The organism is Microbacterium sp. LRZ72, from assembly GCF_033792225.1.
In the GTDB taxonomy this organism is placed as follows: Bacteria; Actinomycetota; Actinomycetes; order Actinomycetales; family Microbacteriaceae; genus Microbacterium.
In genome coordinates, this window is record NZ_JANGEX010000007.1 from 74,652 (window position 1) to 98,510 (window position 23,859).

Here is a 23,859-nt window from a genome sequence, read left to right on the forward strand (position 1 = left end):
AGCGGTCGGGTTCGCGGGAGGGCGGGTCCGCGCCGCTAGGGTGGTCGCATGACGAGGGTCGCACTGATCGACGATCACGAGTCCGTTCGACTCGGTCTCGAAGCCGCGCTCGCCCGCGCCGGGCACGACCTCGTCTTCTCGGGTGGCACCGTGAACGAGTACCTCGGCTGGCGGCACGACGCCGGCGCGGGTCCCGCCGACGTGGTCGTGCTCGATCTGACCCTGGGCGATGGCACCACGGTCACCGACAACGTCGGCCGGATCGTCGCGGATGGCTCGAGCGTCATCATCCACTCCGTCGCCGACCGTCCCGCCGCCGTTCGCGAGGCGCTCATGGCGGGAGCAGCGGGCGTGGTGAGCAAGAGTTCCCCGACCGGCGGCGTGATGGACGCGATCGCCACGGTCGCGGGCGGCGAGGCGCTCGACAACGTCGAGTGGGCGAGCGCGATCGAGGGCGACCGTGCCTTCGCCGACGCGCAGCTCTCCGCGCGCGAACGCGAGGTGCTGCGTCTCTACGCTGCGGGTCTGCCGCTGAAGGTCGTCGCCGACCGGCTGGGCGTGGCCTACTCCACGGCCAAGGAGAACATCACCCGTGTGCGTGTGAAATACGTCGAGGTGGGGCGTCCTGCGCCCACGAAGGTGGACCTGTTGCGGCGGGCGATCGAGGACGGCCTCGTCACCTCATCGGAAGACCGCTCCGGTGGCGACTGAGGCCGAGGTCGGCGCACAGGTCGACCGGGCCTGGGGCCACATCCCCCAGGGGCGGTTCGCGGCCGCATGGCAGGGCACGTTCACGCGCAGCCGCATCGAGCGCATCACGGCGATCGCCGCGGGGGTCGCGAGCGCGGTGCTCGGCCTGCAGTCGCTGCTGCTCGCCCTCACCAACGACGGCGGCCTGCAACCCGGATGGCGCGAGCCCATCCTCGTCGGCACGTTCGGCCTCCTGATCGTGATGTGCGTGGCGTGCATGTTCGAGCGGACGGCGAGGATCGTCACCGGCATCTTCGCGGTCGCCTACATCGTCGTGCTGCTGCTGTGGCCCCTCGCGACCGCGGGAGCGGTCGTGCCCGCAGTGCCCGAGCCGTGGCCGTGGTACCTGATCAACGTCGCGACGATCGCGGCCGTCATCGCCTTCCCCCCGCCCCTGCAGCTGGCATGGACGATCGGGACGCCGCTGCTCTACGGGGCCGTGCGCCTGGTCGAAGGAGATTTCGCCCCCGACTACTGGGTCTCCCTCGTCTTCGAGGTGCCCTACTCGCTCATCCTCGGCGGGCTGCTGCTGACGCTCGTCACGATCTTCCGGCGGATGGCGTCGGGGGTGGACCGGGAGCGAGCGCACACCGTCGCGGCGTACGCGCAGGCCGCCGAGGCGCAGGCGGCGCAGGAGGAGCGGGTCGCGGTGTCGGCGCTGATGCACGACAGCGTGCTCGCGGCGCTCATCGCCGCCTCTCGTGCCGACGGCCCGCGCGCCCGCTCGCTCGCGGTGTCGATGGCACGCGAAGCCCTCGAGGGGCTGGCGGGGGTCGACACCCGGGGCGGCAGCATCGAGGCGCACCCGCAGGACTACGCCGGCATCGCCCGCGGCATCCAGGCCTATCTGGCCGACCTCGGCGTGCGGTTGAGAGTCGAGGTCAGCGACGAGGACGGACGCGAGATTCCGGGACCCGTGGCCGCGGCGATGATCCGGGCCGCCACGCAGGCGGCCGCGAACGCCGTGCAGCACGCCGACGGCAAGGGGCTGGCCGCGAGCGTGCGCCGACCCGAGGGCGCTCCGCCGGATCGCGGCGCGCTCGAGGTCGAGGTGCGCGACAGAGGTCCGGGATTCGACCTCGCCGCGGTGCCCGACGACCGGTTGGGCATCAGCGCCTCGATCCTCGCCCGTGTCGCGGCCGTCGACGGCACCGCGGTGATCGACTCGGATCGTTCGGGGACCGTCGTGACCCTGCGGTGGGAGGAGCGGGAATGAGCGTGCGGACCGTGCTCGGCGTGCTCGCGCTGGCATTCGCGCTCTACCAGGGCGCGCGCGGCATCCTCTGGACGCGCACGATGCCCGCCGTGCCGTGGCTGCTCGTGGGGGCCATCGTGTTCTTCGTCGTCGTCGTGGCCGTGTGCATCTTCGCCATCCCGCGCGCAGGCCTGCGCGACCCGGCCAAGCGTGAGCCGATGCCGGTCTGGGCGGCGGTGCTCGCCGTGCTGGCGACCCTCCTGCTGCCCTCGGCGACGGGTGTGGCCATGTTCGGCGGGCAGGATCCCACCGCGACGTACAGCACGTGGTACATCGGAGGGCTCGGCGCCCTCATGGTCGTCGTCATGGTGCGGCGCCGGCCCTGGTCTGCGTGGATCGGCACGGCTCTTCTCACCGGCGGTGCGATGGTCTGGTACGGCCCGCTCTCGGCCCTCGGCCAGGGCCTCGTCGGCTCGATCGTGTGGGTGGGCGTGGCGCACCTGCTCGTGTTCCTCATCGATCGCGCGGAGCGGGATGCCGAGCAGCTGGCCGAGCTGCAGGCCGTGACGAGCTCGTGGGAGGCGGCGCAGGAGGGTCGCGAGCGGGAGCGCCGGGTGCAGCTGCAGCGCGCCCTCGCCGTCGGTGGTCCTGTGCTCAAGCGCGTGATCGCGATGCACGGCGTGCTCACCGACGACGAACGGCACGAGGCCGCGATGGCCGAGGCGAGGCTGCGCGATGAGCTTCGGGGCCCGGGTCTGCTCGATGACGCGGTGCGGGATGCGATCGACGCCGCTCGCCGCCGCGGCGCCCAGGTGAGCGTGTTCGACGAAGGCGGCCTCGAGGGCGTCGGCGACGAGGAGCTGAAGACGATCCGCGCGCAGCTGGCCGACGTGCTGCGCGACGCCGAATCGCACCGCATCATCATCCGCACCTCGCCCGACGACCGCATCGCGGTCACGGTCGTGGGCCGGCTCGTTCTGGACGAGACCGACGAGGACGGCGTGGACCTCTGGGTCGAGATCCCGCATCCGGGCCGGTGAGCCCCGGCGGTCGCCTCGGCGGGGGGATGACCGAGGCGACGCGCCGAGGATGAGGGAGGGGGGCGGCGATGCCGCCGACCCCCCTCCGTGCGGGACGGTTACCCGAAAACCGCCCGCGGGTGTCCGCTGTCCCGAGAGACGGGAGGTGCGGACGAACGCATGAACGCGTCACGCACAACCAGTATGCGTCGCGGCATCCGGGGCGTCTGTAGGTACTTTGGGGGACAGTGAAGCGCCCGCGATGCGGGCCGGTGATCAGCCCTCGAAACGCCCCCACACGCTGCCCTGCGGCAGGGGGGCACGCAGGCCCCTGGCGCTGCGCTGCCAGGCCGACATTGTCGGGGCATCGTCGGCCACGGCGGAATCGGCCTCGACGGTGTACGCCTCGGTGACGACGGCGATGAGGGCGGCGAGCTCGTCCTCGGACGGCGCGCCGCGACGCACGTCGATGGAGGGGGAGTGGTCCGGCTCGTCGCTCACAGCGGGATGTTCCCGTGCTTCTTCGGCGGCAGGCTCGCCCGCTTGTTGCGCAGCGAGCGCAGGGCTTTGGCGACCGACACCCGCGTGGCGGCGGGTTCGATGATGCCGTCGAGCTCGCCGCGCTCGGCGGCCAGGAACGGCGAGGCCACGTTGTAGGTGTACTCGTTCGCCAGTCGCGTGCGCACGGCGGCGACGTCCTCGCCCTCTGCCTCGGCGCGCTTGATCTCGCCGCGGTAGAGGATGTTCACGGCCCCCTGGCCGCCCATGACCGCGATCTCGGCGGTCGGCCACGCGAGGTTGATGTCGGCACCCAGCTGCTTGGAGCCCATCACGATGTAGGCGCCGCCGTAGGCCTTGCGCAGGATCACCGTCACGAGCGGCACGGTCGCCTCGGCGTAGGCGTACAGCAGCTTGGCGCCGCGGCGGATGACGCCCGTCCACTCCTGGTCGGTTCCCGGCAGGTAGCCCGGCACGTCGACGAGGGTGAGGATCGGAACGGAGAACGCGTCGCAGAACCGCACGAAACGGCTGGCCTTCTCGCCCGCGTCGATGTTGAGCGTGCCCGCCATCTGCGACGGCTGATTGGCGATGATGCCCACCGAGCGGCCCTCGATGCGGCCGAAACCGATGACGATGTTGGGGGCGAACAGCGGCTGCACCTCGAGGAACTCGCCGTCGTCCACGATGTGCGCGATGACGCTGTGGATGTCGTACGGCTGGTTCGGCGAGTCGGGGATGATCGTGTTGAGGAACTGGTCGGCATCCGTCGTCTGGAACTCGAACCCCGACTCGTAGGCCGGCAGCTCGGACATGTTGTTGTCGGGCAGAAAGCCGAGCAGGGTGCGCACGTAGTCGATCGCGTCGTCCTCGTCGTCGGCGAGGTAGTGCGCCACGCCCGATCGCGTGTTGTGCGTGTGCGCGCCGCCCAGCTCGTCCATGCCGACGTCCTCGCCCGTGACCGTCTTGATCACGTCGGGCCCGGTGACGAACATCTGGCTCGTCTTGTCGACCATCACCACGAAGTCGGTGAGCGCGGGAGAGTACACGGCGCCGCCGGCGGCGGGTCCCATGATGAGCGAGATCTGCGGGATGACGCCGGATGCCGCGGTGTTCAGACGGAAGATCTCGCCGTACTTGCCGAGCGCGACGACGCCCTCCTGGATGCGGGCGCCGCCGGAGTCGAGGATGCCGATGATCGGCATCCCTCCGCGCAGCGCGAACTCCATGATCTTGATGATCTTGTCGCCGGCCACCTCGCCGAGCGAGCCCCCGAAGGTCGAGAAGTCCTGCGCGTACACGGCGACGGCGCGGCCGTGGATCGTGCCGGTGCCGGTGACCACCGAGTCGCCGTAGGGGCGGGATTTGTCCATGCCGAAGGCGGTGGTGCGGTGTCGCACGTACTCGTCGAACTCGACGAAGCTGCCCTGGTCGACGAGCAGCTCGATGCGCTCGCGGGCGGTGAGCTTGCCCTTGGCGTGCTGCTTGTCGTGGGCGAGGCGCTCGGCAGACACGACCGCCTCGTCGTATCGGGCACGCAGATCCGCGATCTTTCCGGCGGTGGTGAGGTCGGGCTCGTCAGTCACGGGTTTCACTCTATCCGGGGGGCCGCGCTCGACCCGGTTGGAGGACATCGACAACGCACTGTCCAATCCGCTGTGGGGTTCCGTCGCCGCGGACAGGGCGGTCGGCCCGCGGCTGGCGTTCCCTGCCACTCCCGCCCTGCGCCACGCGAGGACTCTGGCGCGGCAGGAGGACTCTCGGCGAGGAATCGTCCTCGCGCCGCGCCGAAGCCCTCGCGCCGGGCCGGCGCTCGCGGCTACCGCGCCCGATGCAGGCCCTGCGCCATAGCGCGCCGGATCTCTGCCAGCACCCGCGGCAGCTCCTCGTGCACCTCGCGCCAGTCGTAGCGGAGCACGGTGTACCCCGCCAGCCGCAGCCGGCGATCGTGCGCGATGTCGCGGCGCCGGTCGGCCCCACGGTGGTGGGCGAACCCGTCGAGCTGCACCACGAGTCGCCGCCCGATGAGCAGATCGACGTCGTGCCCCAGGATCTGCACCTGCTGCAGCGCCTCGACACCGGTGCGCGCCAGTGCGTGCAGCACGATCGTCTCGAGTCCCGAATCCGACAGGCTGGATGCCGCGGCGGCGAGCTCCCGCGCGTTCGTCGATGTCCATGGCATGGTGCGCAGGTGCGCCGTGGTGGTCAGGCCCCGGGCGATCGCCGACTCCCAGACAGTCAGCGCGTCCTCCCGGCACAGGCAGGTCGCGACGCGCGCCAGCACGTTCTCGAGGGGATCCACGAGTGACCGCGGCGGCGCGGTCACGGGACCGAGGTGGCGGTGCAGCCGGACGCCGCCGGCGGAACGGCCCGCGTGCGGGTGGATAGCGAGGTGCAGGGCGCCTCCGCGTGCGGCGGCGCCCGGCGCCAGCCGGGGCGGATCCGGATTGGGGCCGCGTGCTGCAGCGGATCCGTCGGCGGCGACGGGGCGCCACGGCATCCACAGCCCGAGGCGTTCCAGCGCGGAGACGCACGTGACGCGTGCGCCCAGGCGCATGGCGGCGTGCAGGTCGGCGGGCGGGTCGGGCAGATGCAGCCAGGCCCGGGCCGTGACGGCGATCTCTCCGCGCGCGCTGGCGGCCTGGATCGAATGCCGGCTCCAGCCTGCGGCGCGAGCGTCGAGGCGGTGGGCCCAGCCCCCGCGCTGACGCATCCAGGAGAGGAGTGTCATGGGGGTCAGAGTCGCGCGCTTCCGCGGGCGGCCGTACCCCGGCGTGAGGTTCGGGGGAGTGCTGCACGAGACCGCCCGGTGAGGAGGGTGAGTGGGTCGCGCCGGGAGGGGAGTGGGCCCGCGCGGGAGGAGGACTTTCGCGCGGGAGGAGGACGAATGTGCGCCAGGAGTACTCGCGCGGCGCGATAGTCCTCGCGCGGGGCGGGTAGGGGAACGCGGGGAAGGGATGAGGAGGGACGTCAAGCGAAGAAAAGACGGGAGGAGCGGGGGAGCGGGGCGGGCGTAGCATGAGCGCATGCCGCTGACGTCCGCCTCCCTCAGCGCATCCGCCGCGCGTGCCGCCCGCCTCGAGATCGTCGCCCGCACCGGGTCGACGAACGCCGATCTCGTGGCCGCGGCATCCGCCGATCCGGATGCCTGGCCGCACCTCTCGGCCATCGTCACGGACGATCAGATGGCGGGCCGCGGTCGGCTGGGGCGCGTGTGGAGCGCACCTCCCGGAACCGCCGTGGCCGTGTCGGTGCTGCTCGATGCGGCCGCGCTGCCCGTCGCGGCCCGCGGCTGGGTGCCGCTCATGGCGGGTGCGGCGATGACGCGGGCGGTCACCACCCAGCTCGCCGGCGTGCACACCGCGCGCCTCAAGTGGCCGAACGACGTGCTCGTCGACGGGCGCAAGATCTGCGGCATCCTCACCGAGGCGGTGCCGGGCACCGATGCCCTCGTGGTCGGGGCGGGGGTCAACACGACCATGCCCAAGGAAGCGCTGCCTGTGCACACGGCGACGTCGTTCGCGGCCCTCGGTCTCGTGGCGGATGTCGATGTGCTGCTGGCCCGCTTTCTGATGGGCCTCGACGAGCACCTCAGGGCACTGATCTCCAGCCGCGGGGATGCCGCCGAGTCGGGCGTGCACGCGGAGGTGGCCTCGCTCTGCTCCACGATCGGTCTCACCGTGCGCGTGGAACTGCCCGACGGGGAGCAGGTGATCGGCGACGCCACCGGCATCGGTCCGCACGGCGAGTTGCAGATCGAGGGGTCCGAGGGCTCGGCATCCGTCGTCGCGGGCGACGTGGTGCACGTGCGCTGAGCGCACCACCCCCGCGTGGGATGCCGGCCCCGCCGCCGGGCCGCGGCAGAATAGCGACATGACCGACGCGCCGACCCAGGGCAGCCGCCTCGCGGCCCCGCCGCCCGGGATGGCCGCGCCCGAGCGTCTCGTCGCGCGCACGCGGGGGTCGGCGCGCCGCCTGACCTGGTCGGCGCTGGTCTTCATCGCGGTCGCGGGAGCGGTGGGATGGTTCTTCGACAACCTCCCGGCACCGTGGGAGAACTGGATGCTGTTCGCCGCGGCCGGCGTCGTCGTGCTGCTGCTCGTGCTGCTGCCCTGGATGCGGTGGGCCGCCCGCATCTACACGATCACGACGCGCCGGGTGATCGTGCGCTCCGGCGTGCTGGCCCGGCACGCCCGGGAGTACTCCCACGCCCGCGGATACAGCATCGCCCTGCGGCGCGGTCCGCTGCAGCGCATCTTCCGCTGCGGCACGCTCGTGCTCTCCAACGGGCTCGATGAGCCCCTGCGGCTCGTGAACGTGCCCGATCCGGCGCTGCTGCAGGAGGTGCTCGCCGACCAGATCGAGGTGAGCCAGATCCTCGTGCACCGCGAGGTGCCGGCCACCTACGGCGACATGCCCGTGCCCGCGCGGCCGCCGGATCCGACGGGCTGAGGCCGCGGCGGCATCCGGGTGGGTGCGAAGATGGACCCGCAAGTCTCGGCGAAGGGAGCCACATGTCGGTGCGCGTGGGTGTTGTCGGCGGCGGGCAGCTGGCCCGCATGATGATCGCTCCGGCGGTGGAGCTCGGCATCGATCTGCGCGTGCTCGCCGAGCAGGATGGCATGGCGGCGGCGCTGGCCGCCACGGCGGTGGGCGACTACCGCGAGGTCGAGACCGTGCTCGCGTTCGCCCGGGACGTGGATGTCGTGACCTTCGACCACGAGCACGTGCCGCAGCCGGTGCTGCGCGCCCTCGTCGATGCCGGGGTCGCGGTGCATCCGGGGCCCGACGCGCTGCAGTACGCGCAGGACAAGCTGCGGATGCGGGCGCGCCTGGACGAGCTGGGGATGCCGCAGCCGGACTGGGCGGCGGTCTCGGACGTCGACGGCCTGCAGCAGTTCATCGAGGCGCACGGCGGCGCGGCCGTGGTCAAGACGCCGCGCGGCGGCTACGACGGCAAGGGCGTGCGGGTCGTGCGGGCGGGCACCGAGGCGGCCGACTGGTTCACCGCGCTCGCCGAGGACGCGAACCCCGGTGCGCTGCTCGTCGAGGAGTTGGTGCCCTTCCGCCGTGAGCTGGCTCAGCAGGTCGCGCGCGCCCCGCGCGGCGAGATGGTCGCCTATCCGGTGGTCGAGACGGTGCAGCGCGACGGCGTGTGCGCCGAGGCGCTCGCCCCCGCCCCGCATGCCTCAGCCCGGCTGGTCGAGGTCGCGCGCGAGATCGGTGAGGCGATCGCCGAGGGCCTCGGCGTGACCGGGATGCTGGCGGTCGAGCTGTTCGAGACCGAGGACGAGCGCATCCTCGTCAACGAGCTGGCGATGCGCCCCCACAACAGCGGCCACTGGAGTCAGGACGGCGCCGTCACCGGGCAGTTCGAGCAGCACCTGCGGGCCGTGCTGGATCTGCCGCTCGGCGCGCCCGACCCGCGGCATCCGTGGTCGGTCATGGTCAACATCCTCGGCGGTCCCGCCGAGGGCGAGGTGACCGACCGCCTGCCCGCGGCGCTCGCGGAGCACCCCGGCGTGAAGGTGCACACGTACGGCAAGGCGCCGAGACCGGGCCGAAAGGTGGGGCACGTCACGGCTACCGGCGCCGACCTCGACGACGTCTGCTACGACGCGCGGGCGGTGGCGGCGCACTTCGCCTGATCCGCCGGTGGCCCGCGTGCCGCAGCGGTGTTCTCGCAGCCGCGGCGCCTACCCTGGACGGGTGACCCGGCCGCTGCATTCCTCCGACACACCCTGGGTCGGGCTCGTCATGGGCTCCGACTCCGACTGGCGCGTGATGAGCGACGCCTCACAGGTGCTGTCCGACTTCGTCATTCCGCACGAGGTGGAGGTGGTCTCGGCGCACCGCACCCCCGACAAGCTGATGCGCTACGGCCGCGAGGCGCGGGCCCGCGGCCTTCGCATCATCATCGCCGGCGCCGGTGGCGCGGCACACCTGCCGGGCATGCTCGCGTCGGTCACGGCGCTGCCGGTGATCGGCGTGCCGGTGCCGCTCGCGACCCTCGACGGCATGGACTCGCTGCTGAGCATCGTGCAGATGCCCGCCGGCATCCCGGTCGCCACGGTCTCGATCGGCGGGGCCCGCAACGCCGGACTGCTCGCCGCCCGCATCCTCGGCGCGTCCGATCCCGAGATCGCCGACCGTGTCGAGGGGCACGCGCGCGAGCTCGAGCAGCAGGTCGAAGAGAAGAACCGCCGCCTGCGGGATTCGCTGTGACCGTCGCCGCCGCCGGGGTGCGCGGCGTGCGCCCGGTGCCGCCGCCCGCCGTGAACGAGCGCCCGCTGCGTTACCCCGACACGTCGTCGCCCGACGTGATGCGCCGGCGTGCCTGGTGGCTCGTGGCGGCCAACGTGCTCTTTCCCGGGGCGGCGCAGGTCGCGGCGGGAGGGCGCCGGCTCGGGCGCATCGGCGTCGTCGCGACCCTCGTGCTGTGGATGCTGGCGCTCGCGGCCGTCGCGCTGCTGGTGCTCTGGCCGCAGGCGGCCTATGTGGTCGGGGCGAACCCGATCACCCTGACCCTGGTGCAGGTGCTGCTGCTCGCCTACGCCGTGCTGTGGCTCGTGCTGACCTTCGACACGCTGCGCCTCGTGCGCCTGATCAAGCTGCGGCCGGGGGCGCGCATCACCGTGCCAGCGCTCGCCGTCGCGGTGATGCTGCTGTTCTCGGGCGGTGCCGTCTATGCCTCGCAGACCGTCGGCGTCGCACGTGACGCGCTCGGATCGATCTTTGGTCTCGGCGGGCCCGTCGTGGAGCCCTCGGACGGGTACTACAACATCCTGCTCCTCGGCGCCGACAGCGGAGAGGGACGTGATTCGATGCGCCCCGACAGCATCTCGGTCGTCTCGATCAACGCCGAGACCGGCGCGGCCACGATCACCGGCATCCCGCGCGACATGGTGAACGTGCCCTTCGCCGAGGGACCGATGCAGGATCTCTTCCCCGACGGATACGGCGGGCCCGAGTGCAGCACCGCCCACTGCGCCATGAACGAGATCTTCACCGAGGTCAACGTGCTGCGCGACGGCGCTGCGCTGTACCCCGGGGCCGAGGCGACGGGATCGGACCCCGGGATCGAGGCGGTGAAGGACGCCGCGGCGGGCCTGCTCGGCATCGACATCCCGTACTACGTCTTCATCGACATGAACGGCTTCGCCGCGCTCGTCGACGCGCTCGGCGGGGTCGAGATCACGGTCGACGAGCGGCTGCCGGAGGGCGGGGGACCGGCGTATCCCGGCCAGCCCGCGGAGGAGTGGGCGACCGGGTGGATCGAACCGGGCACGCAGGTGATGGACGGCGACACGGCGCAGTGGTACGCGCGCTCGCGGTACACCACGAGCGACTGGGATCGGATGAAGCGTCAGCGTGAGCTGCAGGAGGCGATCCTGCGGCAGTTCACGCCGGCGAACGTGGTGACCCGCTTCCAGGACGTTCTCGAGGCGGGCGGCAACCTGATCGAGACCGACATCCCCGAGTCGATGGTGCCCTACTTCATCGACTTGGGGATGCAGACCAAGGAACTGCCCCTGTCGACCATCGAGCTCACGCCCGAGGGCGGCGTGGACCCGGAGGACCCGGACATCGAGTACATCCGCGAGCTCGTGCAGCAGAGCCTGCACCCGCCCTCGCCCACCCCGAGCCCGTGACGGGAGAGAGCGCCGAGCGGAGGCTCGGTGCTCAGTTGCTGCTGCGGCGGCGGAGCAGCCCCGCGACGATCGCGACGACTCCGGCGGCGAGGGCACCGAGTCCCACCCAGACGACCACCGGCGACAGTCCGCCGCCGGTGCCGGCGAGGGAGGTGTCGCCCACGACGACATCCGCGGCGACGTCGACGTCGGTCGGCACGACGGTGATGACGGCCGTGTAGTCTCGCGAGCCCTCGAAGACGACGTTGTACACGCCGCGCCCGTCGTTGGGCGCCGTGAAGGTGGCGACCATGCCGCCGTCGGACTCGGCCGTCTTGCTGGTCGACATCGTCGAGGACGCGTGCACCAGTGAGGCGAGGCCGGCGTCGTCGGCGCTCTCGCCCAGCACGGTGACGTCGACGGTCTCGCCCGGCTCGAAGTAGTCCTCCGAGAACGTGATCACCGAGTCCTCGCCGGGGGCGATGACGGTCGGGACCACGGTGACGCTGACCTCGTCGGAGTAGTCGCCGAGGTCGGTCTGCGCGTGTGCGGCCGTCGTCGCTCCCCACATGAGGGCCGACGTGATCAGCGCGACGAAGCCGACAGAGACAGTCTTCTTGAGCATGCGATTTCCCCCAGAAAATCACGGAGTGTGCGTCGTCCCCACGACGACGATGTTGCCCCACGCAACATCTTCACTATATGCCCGGCGGCGTGCGCCGCGCGAGGGTTTTCTCAGGGCTGGCAGCCGGTGACGGTCGTGTCGATCTCGGCATCGCGCAGCAGGGGGGTGGCGACGATCTCGGCGGCGCCCGGGTCGGGCCCGGTGAACGCCACCTCGATGAGCGTCGAGCCCCCCGGTTCGAGCGTCGTCTCGTACTGGATGACCGGGCGATCGTGATCGATCGTGGCCTGTGCGCCCGCGGCCGCACCGTCGAGACTCGAGGATGCCGCGAGCCAGCCCTGCGGACCGTACACCGCGATGCGCGTGCGCGTCTGTCCGGTGGGGACCGCCTCGCTGCCGTTGCCGGTGACGTAGACGGGCAGCGAGGTGGCGGCGTCGGCGGGGGCGGAGCTGCTCCACCGCACCTGCACCGTGAGCGTGGCTTCCTCCTCGCAGCGGGCGAGCTGTGCGGTGATCTCGGCGTCGGTGTAGTAGTTCATCTTCGCGCCGGTGCTGTCGTTGAAGTACACGGCCGCGACGACGGCGTCTTCGTCGTCCTCGGGCAGCGCTCCGGCGAGGGTCGTCTGCGCCAGCATCCGCTGTTCGCCGTCGTGGGCGCTCCACACGCGGACGCGCCCCTCGGTGCCGGCCTCGCCGAGGGCCTCGATGAGTGCGGGCGATGCGGCGCGGCCGTCGGTGACGGCCGCGAAGACGCCCGTGGCGGCGGCTTCGAAGACCGCGTCCTGCTGCGAGGGCGCGGTGAAGTCGCGATAGACGTCCGAGAGCAGCAGGCCGACGGCGTTTCCGGCCGTCAGCTCGTAGGGACCCGCCTGCAGCGAGCCGGTCGCATCGAGGATGTGCGAGAGCACGACCGTGTCGACCGCGATGACTCCATCGACACGGTCGCCCATCGTGCGCTGCCAGAACTCGGCGGCAAGCGGCGCGGCGGTCGGAAAGTCGGGGATCTGCAGCGCGTGCTGCACGTACTGCCCGGGCTGATCGTCGAAGAGCGCGACGGTCGCGGCATCCAGGGGCAGGATCGGGTCGTCGAACCTGCGGAAATCCGCCGTCGACGCCTGCGTCACCAGCTCGATCACGCCGTCCTCGGCCCGCAGCACGGCGAACGCGCCCGGGATGCCGCCCGACGAGCGCACCTCGGCGTTGTTCTGCATCAGGAGCAGGTACTCGCGGGGCTCTTCGGCTCCCAGCATGGGCGGCAGCAGCGTGGCTGCCCGCGCGAGCGCGTCGACGGCACCGGCTGCGGGTAGCAGCGTGCCGCGCATCTCGTCGACGGCACCGGCGACGACGGGCAGGGCGGCGAAGGTATCGATGGCCTGCGCTCGTTCGGACGCGGCGGAGAAAGCGCCCGCGGCATCTGCCAGCGCCGGTTCCGCGGCTGCGAAACCCGCCAGGCCGACGCGGCCCTCGGTGAGCCCGAGCGCGTCGATGTCGACCTCGGACGCGGCCGTGAGCAGAGGGGGCACCCCGTCGACGGCCAGGTCCTCGGCGATCTCGGTGACCTCGCGTACAGCCCGCAGGTTCGCTCCCACGAGGGGCACCAACTCCGCGGCGCGCCAGATCGGATCGCCCGTGCTCGCCGCGGCGTCGCGGGCGTGCCGAGTGATCGCCTGTGCCCGGGTGTCGAGCCCTGCCAGGTCACCGGCCAGCACCTGCTGCTGCAGCTGCGTCGCCTCGCCCACGGCGCTCTCGAGCGCGTCTTTGGCGGCGAGCGCACGCAGTCCCACCCAGACGGCGGCCGCGACGAGCGCCACCAGCACCAGGACGACGATGCCCAGGATCAGGGTGCGGCGACGACGGGGCGGCGGGGCCGCCGCCCGTCGAGCCGAGCGCGTGGATGCGTCAGCCGTCATCATGCGACGCTTTGCCTGCTCATCCGGCGCGTCGCCGTCAGGAGCGCTTGCTGCGGGCGCGCATCATCAGGGCCGCGCCGCCGGCGACGACGAGCCCGGCGCCCGCGAACACGGTCCACGGGCCGAGCTCGCTGCCCGTGAACGCGAGAACGTTCGGGTCCGCGTCGCAGGCGGGGCCGGCCTCGGTGACCGTCACCATCGCCGTGTAGCTGCCGGATTCAGCCACGAACGTGACCTCGTAGACGCCGGCGGCATCCGACGCGGGTTGGAACGTGGCGACCAGGCTGCCGTCGGCGTTCGCGTTCACGGGCGAGACGATCGTCGCACCCTCGGCCCGGAAGCCGGTGGCGCCGAAGGCGACCGACTCCGAAGCGCCCCAGTACCGTTCGCCGAACACGATCGTCGACTCCATGCACGGTTCGATGACCGCGGGCTCGACGGTGACCGACGCGGGCTGCGCATACGCGTCGACCGTGTCGGCCGACGCGGCGGCGGGCGCCCCCAGAGCGATGATCCCCACGGCCAGGCTTCCTACCGCCAGGCGCAGTGCAACGGCCTTCTTCAGCATGTCTTCTCCCCCAAAGAGACTCACGCGAAGCCTGTGGATGCCGGCAACCCCCGTTGCGGCATCCGCAGATGATCCCTCAGCCTCCCCAGGTGGAGGGATCGCTTCCCCAGATTTCGTCGGCTGGAACCCAGCTGACCCGTGGAGTCTACGACATCGGGTCGTTGCGCGCGACAACAATCTTCGGCGCCGCTTTCCGTGAGTGTGCTGAACGCGCGGCCGGGCGCGGCTCGCCGCACGGGATCGCCTCAGCGGGGCGGGTTACCCTCGGGACATGACCGCGACCTTGCGTGTCGTGCTCGACCAGGCTGCAGCGCCCGTCGTGGCCGACCTCCGCCGTGCCAGCCTGGCCCTCGCCCGCAATCTCGTGGCGACGAGTCCCCGGGGCTGTGACGTCGAGGCGATCGCTCCCGCCGAGGGACGGGATCTCGCCGAACTCGTGCCCGGGATCGCGAGGGTGCACCGTCTGCCATACAAGCGCGCCCAGCTGGCCGCAGCGTGCCAGCTGGGGGTCGTGCCCGGGTTCGGCGGCGGTATGATCCACTCGCCGACCATGCTCGCCCCGCTCGTGCGCCACGACCGCGTGCACGACAACGACCAGACCGTCGTGACGATCTGGAATCTGGACGCCTGGACCGCGCCCGAGCGACTGAGCCGGGGCACGGTGGCGTGGCGCCGCGCGATGCTCAAGCGCGCCGTGCGGCACGCCGACGCCATCGTCGTGCCCACGCATGTGATGGCGCAGGAACTGGCCGGCCGCGCCAAGCTCGAGGGCCGCATCCGCGTCATCTCCGGCGCCACGGATGCCGCGGAGGTCGGTCGCGCCGCCGTCGACGGCCGCACTCGGATCGTGGTCGATGCCGTGCGCTCGACCGAGGATGAGCTGGCGACGGCTTTCGGTGCGCTTGCGCGTTCGGTGGATGCGCGGGTCACCGCGCTGGCTGCCGATCGCGAGCGCGTGGGCGAGGCGGCGTCGGCCGCGGGTCTGCCCGAGCACCGCCTGCGGATGGTCGACGCGCAGGACGCGGCGCTCGCCCTGGAGGATGCCGCCGCGTTCGTCGACATGTCGGCGACCCTGTCGTTCCCCTGGCGGATGCTCGAGGCGCTGCACGCCGGCGTGCCGGTCGTGGCGGCGGCGTCGGCCCAGAACGCCGAGGTGCTGGCGGATGCCGGTCAGCTCGTGGCGGGGGACGCGCCCGACGCGCTCGCCGACACGATCGACCGCCTGCTGACGGACGGGGAACTCGGCACCCGCATGCGCGTGCTCTCGAGCGACCGTTCGCGGGCGTTCTCGTGGCGCGACACGGCCGAGCGGGTGTGGCAGTTGCACGCCGACCTGTAGTGGAAGAGGACTTGCGCTGCAGGCCCCATAGACTGGTGCGTCGTGGCCGCCCGAGCCGCGACTCGTGAGTGAAAAGTGACAGACAGACCAGACCCCTTCGCCCTCGTGCCCCGCTCGGAGTTCGACGTCCCCGGCACCAGCCGAGGCTTGATAGACGTCATCCGGTGGCGCTACCTACTCTCGTTGCTGGTGCGCACGGGGGTGACGACGCGTTACCGCAACTCGGTTCTCGGTTGGACCTGGTCTTATGTGCGCCCGGCAGCGCAGTTCCTCGTGTTCTGGATCGTTCTCGGCCTGTTCCTGCAGCTCGAGCGGGGCATCCCCAATTACGCGGTCTACCTGTTCTCGGGAATCGTCGTGATCAACCTCTTCACGGAGGGTTTCAAGAATGCGACGACCTCGATCGTCGGCAACGCGCCTCTCGTACGCAAGGTGTACCTGCCGCGTCAGCTCTTCGCCGTGTCATCGGTCATCGTCGCGCTCGTGCACTTCTTGCCTCAGCTCGCATTGTTGCTGGTCGTTTGCGTGCTGCTCGGGTGGTTCGCGCATGTCACGGTCCTCAGCTTCCTGGCGCTCGTCGCCGCGGTCGTGATCATCATGCTGCTCGCTTTCGGCCTCGGGCTCTTCTTCGGAGCGATCAACGTCCGCTTTCGTGATGCCGAGAACATCGTGGAGTTGCTGCTCCTGCTCGTCACATGGGCATCCCCGGTGCTCTACTCCTGGACGATGGTGGCCGATGTCTTCCCCGCGTGGCTGACTCAGATCTATCTCCTGAACCCGATCACCCAGGCGGTAGAGCTGTTCCACTACGCCTTCTGGCGTCCGGTGACGAGCGAGGGCTTTACTGAGCAGCTGAGCGGGATGCCGTTGCCCCCCGACCTGGCGCTCAACACCCTTTGGGCTTTCGTCATCTCGATAGCGACGATCGTCGTCGGGCAGCTCGTCTTCCGGCGGTTGGAGGGGCGCTTCGCCCAGGACCTATGAACAACAACTCTTCGACGATCGCCGGCCGCCCGAGCATCGTGCTTGACGGCATCCGCAAGTCGTTCACGCTCAGCCACGCCAACTCATTCAAAGACCTGGTTGTCAGCTGGATCCGACGGCGTAAGACGACAAGCACATTCGAAGCCCTTCGCAAGGTGGATCTGACGATCAACGAGGGCGAGTCGGTCGCAATACTGGGGTACAACGGCTCCGGAAAGTCGACGCTGCTCAAGCTCGTTTCGGGCGTCATGAAGCCCGACGGCGGCACCGTGTTGACCCGAGGCCGCGTGGCCGGGCTCATCGAAGTGGGGGCGGGGTTCCATCCCGAACTCTCTGGGCGCGAGAATGTCTACCTGAACGCGGCCATCCTCGGAATGCGCCGCAAAGAGATCGAGGCGCGCTACGACGACATCGTCGCCTTCAGCGAGATCGAACGATTCATCGATCAAGAGGTCAAGCATTACTCCTCTGGGATGTTCATGCGGCTCGCCTTCTCCGTTGCCATCCACGTCGACCTTGATGTGCTGCTCGTGGACGAGATCCTCTCGGTAGGAGATGCACCGTTCAGAGCCAAGTGCCGGCAGAAATTCGATGAGCTGATCGCCGCGGGCAAGACGCTGGTCGTCGTGAGCCACGACATGGAGATGGTCAGGGAGCTCTGTACGCGAGGCGTGGTGGTGCGGCAGGGCGAGATCGTGTATGACGGCGCGATCGAACAGGCGATCGCAGAACTCGCTAGGTGACGGCAAGAGCGCTTCAGCGCTTCGGTCTGCCTGCAAATAGGCCGAAACGGCGCGCGCTCAGAGGACTTTGCGTGAAAATGTGGTATCGACAGGCAACTTCAGTAACAATGTTCACATGCTTCCCCGCACTCTCGGTCGTGATCGGCGCGCTCTGACGCTCCGCGCGACGCTCGCCGTCGCTCTCTCGCTGGTGCTGGTGGGGGCTGCGTTGCCCGCCGCCGCCGATCAGACGGCGGTGACCGATACTTCGCTCGACGCGGCGGCATCCCTGCCCGTCGAGACGATGACGACGGATGCCGCGGTCGCGGATGCCGCTATCGCCGATACCTCAATGTCTGACACCGCCATCGCTGGCGCCGAGGTCGCGGACGTCGGGGTCGTTGACAGTGCTGTGCAGCCCGCCTATCTGACGGGCTTCAACCCGAGCAACCTGATCAGCGACGCGCTGTTCTACGACGGCGGTGCGATGACATCCGCCGAGATCCAGCGCTTTCTGGAGCAGCGAGTGTCGTCCTGTTCGAACGACAGGTGCATCCGAGACTTGCGCGCGAGCATCACGTCGCGGTCGACGCTGCATTCACAGGCGACCGGAAATCTGGTTTGCAACGCCATCCAGGGCGGTACGAACCTGCGCATCTCCGAGATCATCTATCGGGTGCAGAAGGCCTGCGGCATCTCGGCCAAGGTCATCCTGACGACGCTGCAGAAGGAGCAGGGCGTCGTCACGAGCTCCGCGCCGAGCGCCTGGAACATCCAGCAGGCCATGGGGGCGTACTGCCCCGACACCTCGCCCTGCGACCCGAGGTTCTCAGGTATCGGGGCGCAGATCGTCACGGGCACGATCCAGCTGAAGATGTACAAGGCGGGACGCTTCGCGAAGCAGCCGGGCACCCATTTCATCGGCTGGCACCCCAATTCGGCGTGTGGGGGCAAGACGATCACCGTCTCGAACTACGCCACCGCCGCGCTGTACAGCTACACGCCCTACCAGCCCAACGCCGCGGCGTTGCGGGCGGGATGGGGCATCGGCGACTCGTGCTCGAGCTACGGCAACCGCAACTTCTACAACTACTACACGAGCTGGTTCGGGTCGACACAGGCGTCGTCCCCGTGTGCAACACCGATCGGCACCGGGAATGCGTCTTGGACTTACCAGCTACGCGAAGACCTTCGCGGTCGCGCGGCCCCGAACACTTCATGCGCCAGTGGCACGGACGTGTCTGCTGGCGTCATCATGAAGGCTGTTGCGACCACGGCGGATGGCAAGTGGCGGAAATTGCAGACAGAGTACGGCCAGCTCTGGTTCCCCCTTGCTGACCTGCGGCATGTGACGGTGGAGGAGGCGTCGTGCGCGGTACCGGAAGCTAGCGGCTCTGCGACGTGGACGTATACGACGACGGTGAAGACAACCGGGCGTGCTGTGGCGAGCTCTGCATGTAGCAACGGTGCGATAGTCCTCGCGGAGGGCACCGTGGCGACGGCTACCCGCACATCTCTCGATGGTTCATGGCGCAAGTTGCACACCGGATCCGGCGAGCTTTGGGTTCCCAGAGACGACATTCGCGAAGCGTCAGCAGCTGAGTCGGCGTGCGCCTTTCCGTCCGACGCTGGGTCTGCGTCCTGGACCTATGTGGTCGAAAACGATGTCGAAGGGCTGAGTGCGCCCGACGTCGCGTGCGGGATCGACCCGGTGCCCATCACTTCGGGCACGATCGCGAAGGCCATCGCGACTACTGCCGACGGCCAGTGGCGCCAACTAGATACTGTCCACGGTCGGGTCTGGCTGCCGATGGCTGACCTTAGTCATGCGAGCATCGCTGAGGCAGCGTGCGCTACCCCTACGGGCACCCGTCCTGCCTCTTGGACTTACACTCTCATCGGCAATGCGACGGGGCGCGTGGGGCCGGACGACGCTTGCACGTCAAGTGAAGCCCAGTTGGAGCAGGGATCGACGGCGGTCGCAGTTGCTACGACGGCGGATGAACAGTGGCGCTTGCTGCGAACCGAGCATGGCGATCGATGGGTCCCGATCACCGCGCTACGTCAGGCAACGAGCGTTGAAGCTTCGTGCGCACAGACCGGACCATACGGCCCAGCGTCTTGGACGTATGTAACGACTCAGAAGGTGACCGGACACACAACTCCGCGGATCACCTGCGAGGATGGTTCTGTCGAACTGGAAGAAGGCATAGCGGCGACCGCCATTCAGACGTCGGCCGACGGGGAGTGGAGGCAGTTGCGCGCTGGCTCGGGCGATTATTGGGTCGAGGTCGATACTCTCCGCCGAGCAAGCGCAAGCGAATCTGCCTGCGTCGCCCCGACCGGAGTGGGGCCGGCCAGCTGGACCTACGTACTTACTAGAGGCGTGACTGGGCGGAGTGTGCCAAACGCGGCCTGTGATGAGGGTGCTGCACCTGTTGCGGCCGGAACAGTTGTCACAGCGACAGCAACATCTTCCGACGGTCTCTGGCGAAAGCTTGCGCTTACGTCTGGCGACGTCTGGGTGCCCAGAGACGCCATCCGTCAGGCGCGCTCCGATGAAGATGCTTGCCGGGAACCTGCGGGCGTCGGGCCTGCCTCCTGGGTCTACACCACACTCAGCGCGACGGATGGTCGGCTCGCGCCGGACAGTCGGTGCCACGTAGGCATCGTTGATGCCCCGGAAGGGCTCACTGCTTCGGCGATTGCAACCTCTCGTGACGGGGAATGGCGCAAGTTGGCGACGCCTGAGGGGGCAATCTGGGTTGCGCGAGACCAGGTTCGTCAGGCGACCCCCGACGAAGCTGAGTGTGTCTACCCGACTTCGACGTCCGGCGCGTCGTGGACCTACATTGTCTTGTCGGAAACAGCGGGCCGCACTGCACCAAGCCTTGGATGTAGCGAGGGCGCTGTTCCGCTTGAGATTGGAATGATAGCGAAGGCGGTTGCAACGACCGCCGACGGGCATTGGCGTAAGCTCACGACGGAGCAAGGCCAATACTGGGTGCCGATGGAAGATCTGCACCATGTACGCATGTCGGTTGTCGAAGCAGGGGATTTGAGGATGGAACCGGCCGATTCTGGTACCGTAACCTCGACGTTGTCCATGGGCACAGATGTGATCGTCACTGCATCCTCCGATTCGTGGAGACGCGTTGAAGCTGGTGAGAGGGTCGGTTGGGTCCTGGCAGCCAATCTTGGGTAGTCATAGGGCGCGTGGCGCTCTGCGTTCGTTGGAGGAGCCTGACTTGCTACGAGTCTCAGGGCGGGATCGGCGCTTGCGGCGGCTGCGGCAGGGGCTTTCTATCTGCTCGATCGCATGACGCCGTTGCATAGAACGTCTTCGACGACTGACAACGGCACGGCGATGCGCCCGTTGTGGCGCAGTGAGACGGCAGAAGCCCTGGACTGCGCCGTATGACCGCCCTCGCTACTGCTGCACCTATCGGCCGGCCCAAAGCGACGTACGTGCCATCGTTGGACGGGCTGCGAGCCGTAGCGGTGGGGACGGTGATGCTCGCCCACGCCGGCGTGCCCGGGCTGCTGGGGGGAAAAACAGGAGTACTTCTGTTCTTCGCCCTCTCGGGATTCCTGATCACGAGTATCCTGCTACGGGAAGCTGAGGCCCGGGGGACTATCAGCTTCCGTCGGTTCTACGCCCGCCGCTTCCTTCGTTTGCTGCCCGCCATGCTTCTCGTCATCGCCGCGACAGTAGTTTTCGCAGCGATCGTCGCTGACCAGGCCACCATGCAGCGCACGCCGGCAGCGCTGCTCTACTTCATCAATTGGACCCAGGTAGCAGGAGCCGACGCGGGATTATTCAGCCACTACTGGTCGCTGGCAGTGGAAGAGCAGTTTTATCTAGTCTGGCCCTTCTTGCTCGTCCTCTTGTTTCGGTGGATGGGCCGAAATGGAGTAGTGGCGGGAGCGCTCCTCGGCGCGGCGATCTCCATCGGTGTGAAGTGGCTGGTGGAGATTGGTCCAGGCCGACACGCGGGAACAGACTTCGCCGCCGACGCGCTCTTGCTCGGGTGTGCCCTTGCCGCCGCTTCACCAACGTGGTCCGGGCGGTTGGGACGAGCGTCGCGGGTTGCCTTTTGGCCGGCGGTGGCAGCGATCGGTGCCGCCCTGATGCTGGGCAATTCAGGCGGCGCTGCAACCGCAGAGGAGTACGCGGAGTACGCGCGCATCTGGTGGCCTATCTCCGCGGTAGCGGCCACCACAGTGATCGCTGCGTTCATCTACGACACAGCTCCCCGGTGGGTGCGGCGGATCTTATCTTTGCCTCCCATCGTCTACCTAGGCCGCATCAGCTACGGCATGTACCTCTGGCACATCCTTGTGCTTGCGGTCGTGTCGAGTGATCTGAACCCTTTTGTCGGGCTCCCTGCGAGGTTGGTTCTGACGTTCGGAGTGACGATTGCGCTTGCCGCTCTCTCGTTTGAGCTTGTCGAGAAGCGATTTCTGCTGCTAAAGCGACGGTATGAATCGGCCTGAGCGACGGGGCGGCATCCCGGGCCGATGGCGGCCCTTACCTAGCTACGGGAAGACGTATTCCGAAGATCGGTTGTGCCACATGGTCCGGCTGGTGCCGGCGCCCGCTGTACCTTCCGTCGAGATCGGCACGCAGTCGCCACGCAAAGCTATCGATCGCTCGCCGTTTCGTCTGCCGGCCGCAGCTCTCCTTGCGCCGCAAGTTCTTCCTGCAAATCTCCGGGAAGCACCCACGCCCAGCTTTCGTATATTTCGAAGTCCGCCAGGGGCCTTGCACCGACCTCAGACAAGGGAGAGGCGCCGACACAGCCCAGAACGATGTCGTAGTCAGGCTGAGCCACTTCGTCGGAACGCACGGAGCCGAGAATGAATTCATCAACGAAGCTGTACCCGAGCTGATTCTGCCCAACTCCTGATGTGAACCCACTTCGCCCGCAGGCCGTATCCCATGCCACGGTGAAGGGGCCGTACTGATCGACGAGGTCTTGCACCGCGTTGACCGCCTCATCCGGCATCTCGGTGGACGCGCGGAATTTGTCCGATGATGCGTTGGCTCCGAGGGATCCAGCGATGGCAAGGGAGCAGAGACCCAACGTGACTGCAATGGGCCAGCGGCGTAATAGCAGAAGCGCGACGAGGACGACGACGACTGAGAGAGACGCCACAAGCCACACCGCGTTCTCGTTCGTGAACGACGGAAGTAGCCCCGGCGGGAACTCGGACTTCGGTAGGAGCCATCCCCATGGGAGCAGTCCCGCGATGTGTGCGGGCGTTACGTACCCCCAGGTTGGGGCCTCGCGTGCTACCCAGAGAACTACGGGGATTGCGACACAGACAAATATCGTGGTTGACGCTACCCATACCCATGCTCGGAGGCCGCGCACGAGCAGCGCGAGGCCTATTAGCGCAACAAGCCCAGCGATGGGGTCCAGGTAACGCCCGTACACCCAGGCATCTAGTCGGCGCCACGGGTTGAGGTAGAGGCTCCAGTCGCTTGACCACGCCACGACGGACAACAGCCAGGTTGCCGCGAAGACACCGAACACCCACGTCGCGCGGCCCATTCGCAACTTTCGCAGTTCCCGCCACATGAGCATCACGACGGCAACGAATCCAATCGCAACCAGACCGAAGGATCCTACGAACTGGAGCCAGGTCTGTCCGAGGGCAGCCCTAAAAAAGACTCCCGGACGAAGATTCTCGATCTTCGACATCACGCTTTCCGACTGCGATGTAGTGGCGCCCAGTGCAGAATAATTGAGCTGATCGCCGAGGAACTGTGCAAGTGCCATTCCGAGCGCCAGAACCGCGAGACCCGTGACCGCTGTCTGCCAACGCTTGAGAGCTAGAGCGAGCAACCATATGCCGCTTGCGATCGCAAGCGGCAGCATGCGGAGGTGCGTGAAATAAGTGGCAGCGACGAGAAGCCCCAAAGTTGCGGCGCGTGCCGGGGTCGGGCGTTCCCACAATCGGAACGCCGCCAAACCTGCAAATGCCACGAGGAGGAACAGCAATCGCTCACTCATCGAGTAGTCGGCTTGGACAGTTCGCGCGGGCAGACTCATTACTACTGCCGCGACGGCCAGTCCTTGAGCGAAGCTGATCCGAAAACGAACCGCAAGGCGTGCCAGCGGATAGATCGTTAGCGCACCGACAACCCACCCCAGCACGAGTGACCACCTATAAACGACCTCCGGATCGTTGGAAAACCACCAGAGCGGTGCCATGAGCGCCGACCACCCGGGATAGTAGCCTGCGCCTCGGACGCGCGGGATATCGAATCCCGCGATCAGACGGGAGAGCTCAAGGAGGTGAATCTCGTCGAAGGCGAATGATGGCTTGGTCGTCGTCCATCCGACGTACGCGGTCAGGACAAGGTTTGCGACGATCGCCGTTGCCGCGATGAACCACCACCAGGTCGAGGCACGTTGGCCTGGAATAGTGAGGGGTCCTACTCCAAACGCGGGTGGACGGCGGCCCACAGTCCTCGACTTCAGATGCATTGCGGTCTCATTGCCTTTCGTTGCCGAGCGCCCGGACAATCGTAGCGACAGCCGCAGCCGCGACCTGGGACATCGCCGATACTGAGCTCCCGCCGTGCGGGCTGCCGAGATTGGCGCTTCC

20 protein-coding genes are annotated in these 23,859 nt (G+C 68.7%); 13 read left to right on the forward strand and 7 right to left on the reverse strand.

Annotation, left to right across the window (positions count from 1 at the left end):
* The first annotated feature begins 48 nt into the window (after nt 1-48).
* Genes M4I32_RS09335 through M4I32_RS09345 form a run of 3 tightly spaced genes read left to right on the forward strand, consistent with a single transcriptional unit; the run spans nt 49 to nt 2,985 of the window.
* Nucleotides 49-711 (forward strand): response regulator transcription factor, encoded by a 663-nt coding sequence (locus tag M4I32_RS09335; RefSeq protein WP_319034213.1) that lies wholly within the window; start codon nt 49-51, stop codon nt 709-711.
* Nucleotides 701-1,966: an ATP-binding protein gene (locus M4I32_RS09340; protein ID WP_319034214.1), complete on the forward strand. Its 1,266-nt coding sequence runs from the start codon at nt 701-703 to the stop codon at nt 1,964-1,966. Before M4I32_RS09335 ends, M4I32_RS09340 begins: the two co-directional genes overlap by 11 nt.
* Nucleotides 1,963-2,985, forward strand: coding sequence for a hypothetical protein (locus M4I32_RS09345; RefSeq protein WP_319034215.1), 1,023 nt, complete (start codon nt 1,963-1,965; stop codon nt 2,983-2,985). The genes M4I32_RS09340 and M4I32_RS09345 overlap by 4 nt, the downstream gene beginning before the upstream one ends.
* Nucleotides 2,986-3,240: 255 nt before the next feature.
* Here M4I32_RS09345 and M4I32_RS09350 read toward each other — a convergent pair whose 3' ends face one another.
* From M4I32_RS09350 to M4I32_RS09360, 3 genes are all read right to left on the reverse strand, one after another.
* Nucleotides 3,241-3,465, reverse strand: a complete 225-nt coding sequence (locus M4I32_RS09350) for an acyl-CoA carboxylase subunit epsilon (protein ID WP_319034216.1) — start codon at nt 3,463-3,465, stop codon at nt 3,241-3,243.
* The gene (locus M4I32_RS09355) at nt 3,462-5,096 is read right to left on the reverse strand and encodes an acyl-CoA carboxylase subunit beta (protein WP_319034217.1); all 1,635 of its coding nucleotides are present in this window, start codon (nt 5,094-5,096) and stop codon (nt 3,462-3,464) included. Before M4I32_RS09355 ends, M4I32_RS09350 begins: the two co-directional genes overlap by 4 nt.
* Before the next feature lie 185 nt (nt 5,097-5,281).
* Nucleotides 5,282-6,193 (reverse strand): endonuclease domain-containing protein, encoded by a 912-nt coding sequence (locus M4I32_RS09360; protein WP_319034218.1) that lies wholly within the window; start codon nt 6,191-6,193, stop codon nt 5,282-5,284.
* A gap of 295 nt (nt 6,194-6,488) precedes the next feature.
* On the opposite strand from M4I32_RS09360, the gene M4I32_RS09365 reads away from it, so the two are divergent.
* The 5 genes from M4I32_RS09365 to M4I32_RS09385 all read left to right on the forward strand — a co-directional run bounded on the left by M4I32_RS09365 (nt 6,489) and on the right by M4I32_RS09385 (nt 11,114).
* A complete protein-coding gene (locus tag M4I32_RS09365) occupies nt 6,489-7,277 on the forward strand; it encodes a biotin--[acetyl-CoA-carboxylase] ligase (protein ID WP_319034219.1) in 789 nt (262 codons plus the stop codon).
* Nucleotides 7,278-7,335: 58 nt separating this feature from the next.
* Entirely contained in the window at nt 7,336-7,914 is a 579-nt protein-coding gene (locus tag M4I32_RS09370) for a PH domain-containing protein (protein ID WP_319034220.1), read from the forward strand.
* Between the two features lie 62 nt (nt 7,915-7,976).
* Nucleotides 7,977-9,110, forward strand: coding sequence for a 5-(carboxyamino)imidazole ribonucleotide synthase (locus M4I32_RS09375; RefSeq protein ID WP_319034221.1), 1,134 nt, complete (start codon nt 7,977-7,979; stop codon nt 9,108-9,110).
* 109 nt (nt 9,111-9,219) lie between these two features.
* A complete protein-coding gene (gene purE, locus M4I32_RS09380) occupies nt 9,220-9,687 on the forward strand; it encodes a 5-(carboxyamino)imidazole ribonucleotide mutase (RefSeq protein ID WP_319034305.1) in 468 nt (155 codons plus the stop codon).
* Complete coding sequence (locus M4I32_RS09385) at nt 9,684-11,114, forward strand: LCP family protein (RefSeq protein ID WP_413466809.1); 1,431 nt, start codon at nt 9,684-9,686, stop codon at nt 11,112-11,114. Before purE ends, M4I32_RS09385 begins: the two co-directional genes overlap by 4 nt.
* Nucleotides 11,115-11,145: 31 nt before the next feature.
* Here the strand turns inward: M4I32_RS09385 and M4I32_RS09390 are convergent, their stop codons facing one another.
* The 3 genes from M4I32_RS09390 to M4I32_RS09400 form a co-directional block, all read right to left on the reverse strand.
* Complete coding sequence (locus M4I32_RS09390) at nt 11,146-11,718, reverse strand: hypothetical protein (protein ID WP_319034222.1); 573 nt, start codon at nt 11,716-11,718, stop codon at nt 11,146-11,148.
* Between the two features lie 110 nt (nt 11,719-11,828).
* Nucleotides 11,829-13,628 carry a DUF4012 domain-containing protein gene (locus tag M4I32_RS09395; RefSeq protein WP_319034223.1) on the reverse strand — a complete coding sequence of 600 codons (1,800 nt, stop codon included), beginning with the start codon at nt 13,626-13,628 and terminating at the stop codon, nt 11,829-11,831.
* A 37-nt stretch (nt 13,629-13,665) separates the two neighbouring features.
* Complete coding sequence (locus M4I32_RS09400; protein WP_319034224.1) at nt 13,666-14,196, reverse strand: hypothetical protein; 531 nt, start codon at nt 14,194-14,196, stop codon at nt 13,666-13,668.
* Between the two features lie 271 nt (nt 14,197-14,467).
* Between M4I32_RS09400 and M4I32_RS09405 the strand changes: the two genes are divergently transcribed.
* The 5 genes from M4I32_RS09405 to M4I32_RS09425 all read left to right on the forward strand — a co-directional run bounded on the left by M4I32_RS09405 (nt 14,468) and on the right by M4I32_RS09425 (nt 21,738).
* On the forward strand, nt 14,468-15,535 hold the full coding sequence (locus M4I32_RS09405) for a glycosyltransferase (protein WP_319034225.1): 1,068 nt from the start codon (nt 14,468-14,470) through the stop codon (nt 15,533-15,535).
* A 75-nt stretch (nt 15,536-15,610) separates the two neighbouring features.
* Entirely contained in the window at nt 15,611-16,519 is a 909-nt protein-coding gene (locus M4I32_RS09410; RefSeq protein ID WP_319034226.1) for an ABC transporter permease, read from the forward strand.
* A complete protein-coding gene (locus tag M4I32_RS09415; protein ID WP_319034227.1) occupies nt 16,516-17,262 on the forward strand; it encodes an ABC transporter ATP-binding protein in 747 nt (248 codons plus the stop codon). The genes M4I32_RS09410 and M4I32_RS09415 overlap by 4 nt, the downstream gene beginning before the upstream one ends.
* 115 nt (nt 17,263-17,377) lie before the next feature.
* On the forward strand, nt 17,378-20,446 hold the full coding sequence (locus M4I32_RS09420) for an SH3 domain-containing protein (protein WP_319034228.1): 3,069 nt from the start codon (nt 17,378-17,380) through the stop codon (nt 20,444-20,446).
* Nucleotides 20,447-20,658: 212 nt separating this feature from the next.
* Entirely contained in the window at nt 20,659-21,738 is a 1,080-nt protein-coding gene (locus tag M4I32_RS09425) for an acyltransferase (protein ID WP_319034229.1), read from the forward strand.
* A gap of 146 nt (nt 21,739-21,884) precedes the next feature.
* Here the strand turns inward: M4I32_RS09425 and M4I32_RS09430 are convergent, their stop codons facing one another.
* Nucleotides 21,885-23,738, reverse strand: a complete 1,854-nt coding sequence (locus tag M4I32_RS09430; protein ID WP_319034230.1) for a hypothetical protein — start codon at nt 23,736-23,738, stop codon at nt 21,885-21,887.
* Nucleotides 23,739-23,859 lie beyond the last annotated feature (121 nt).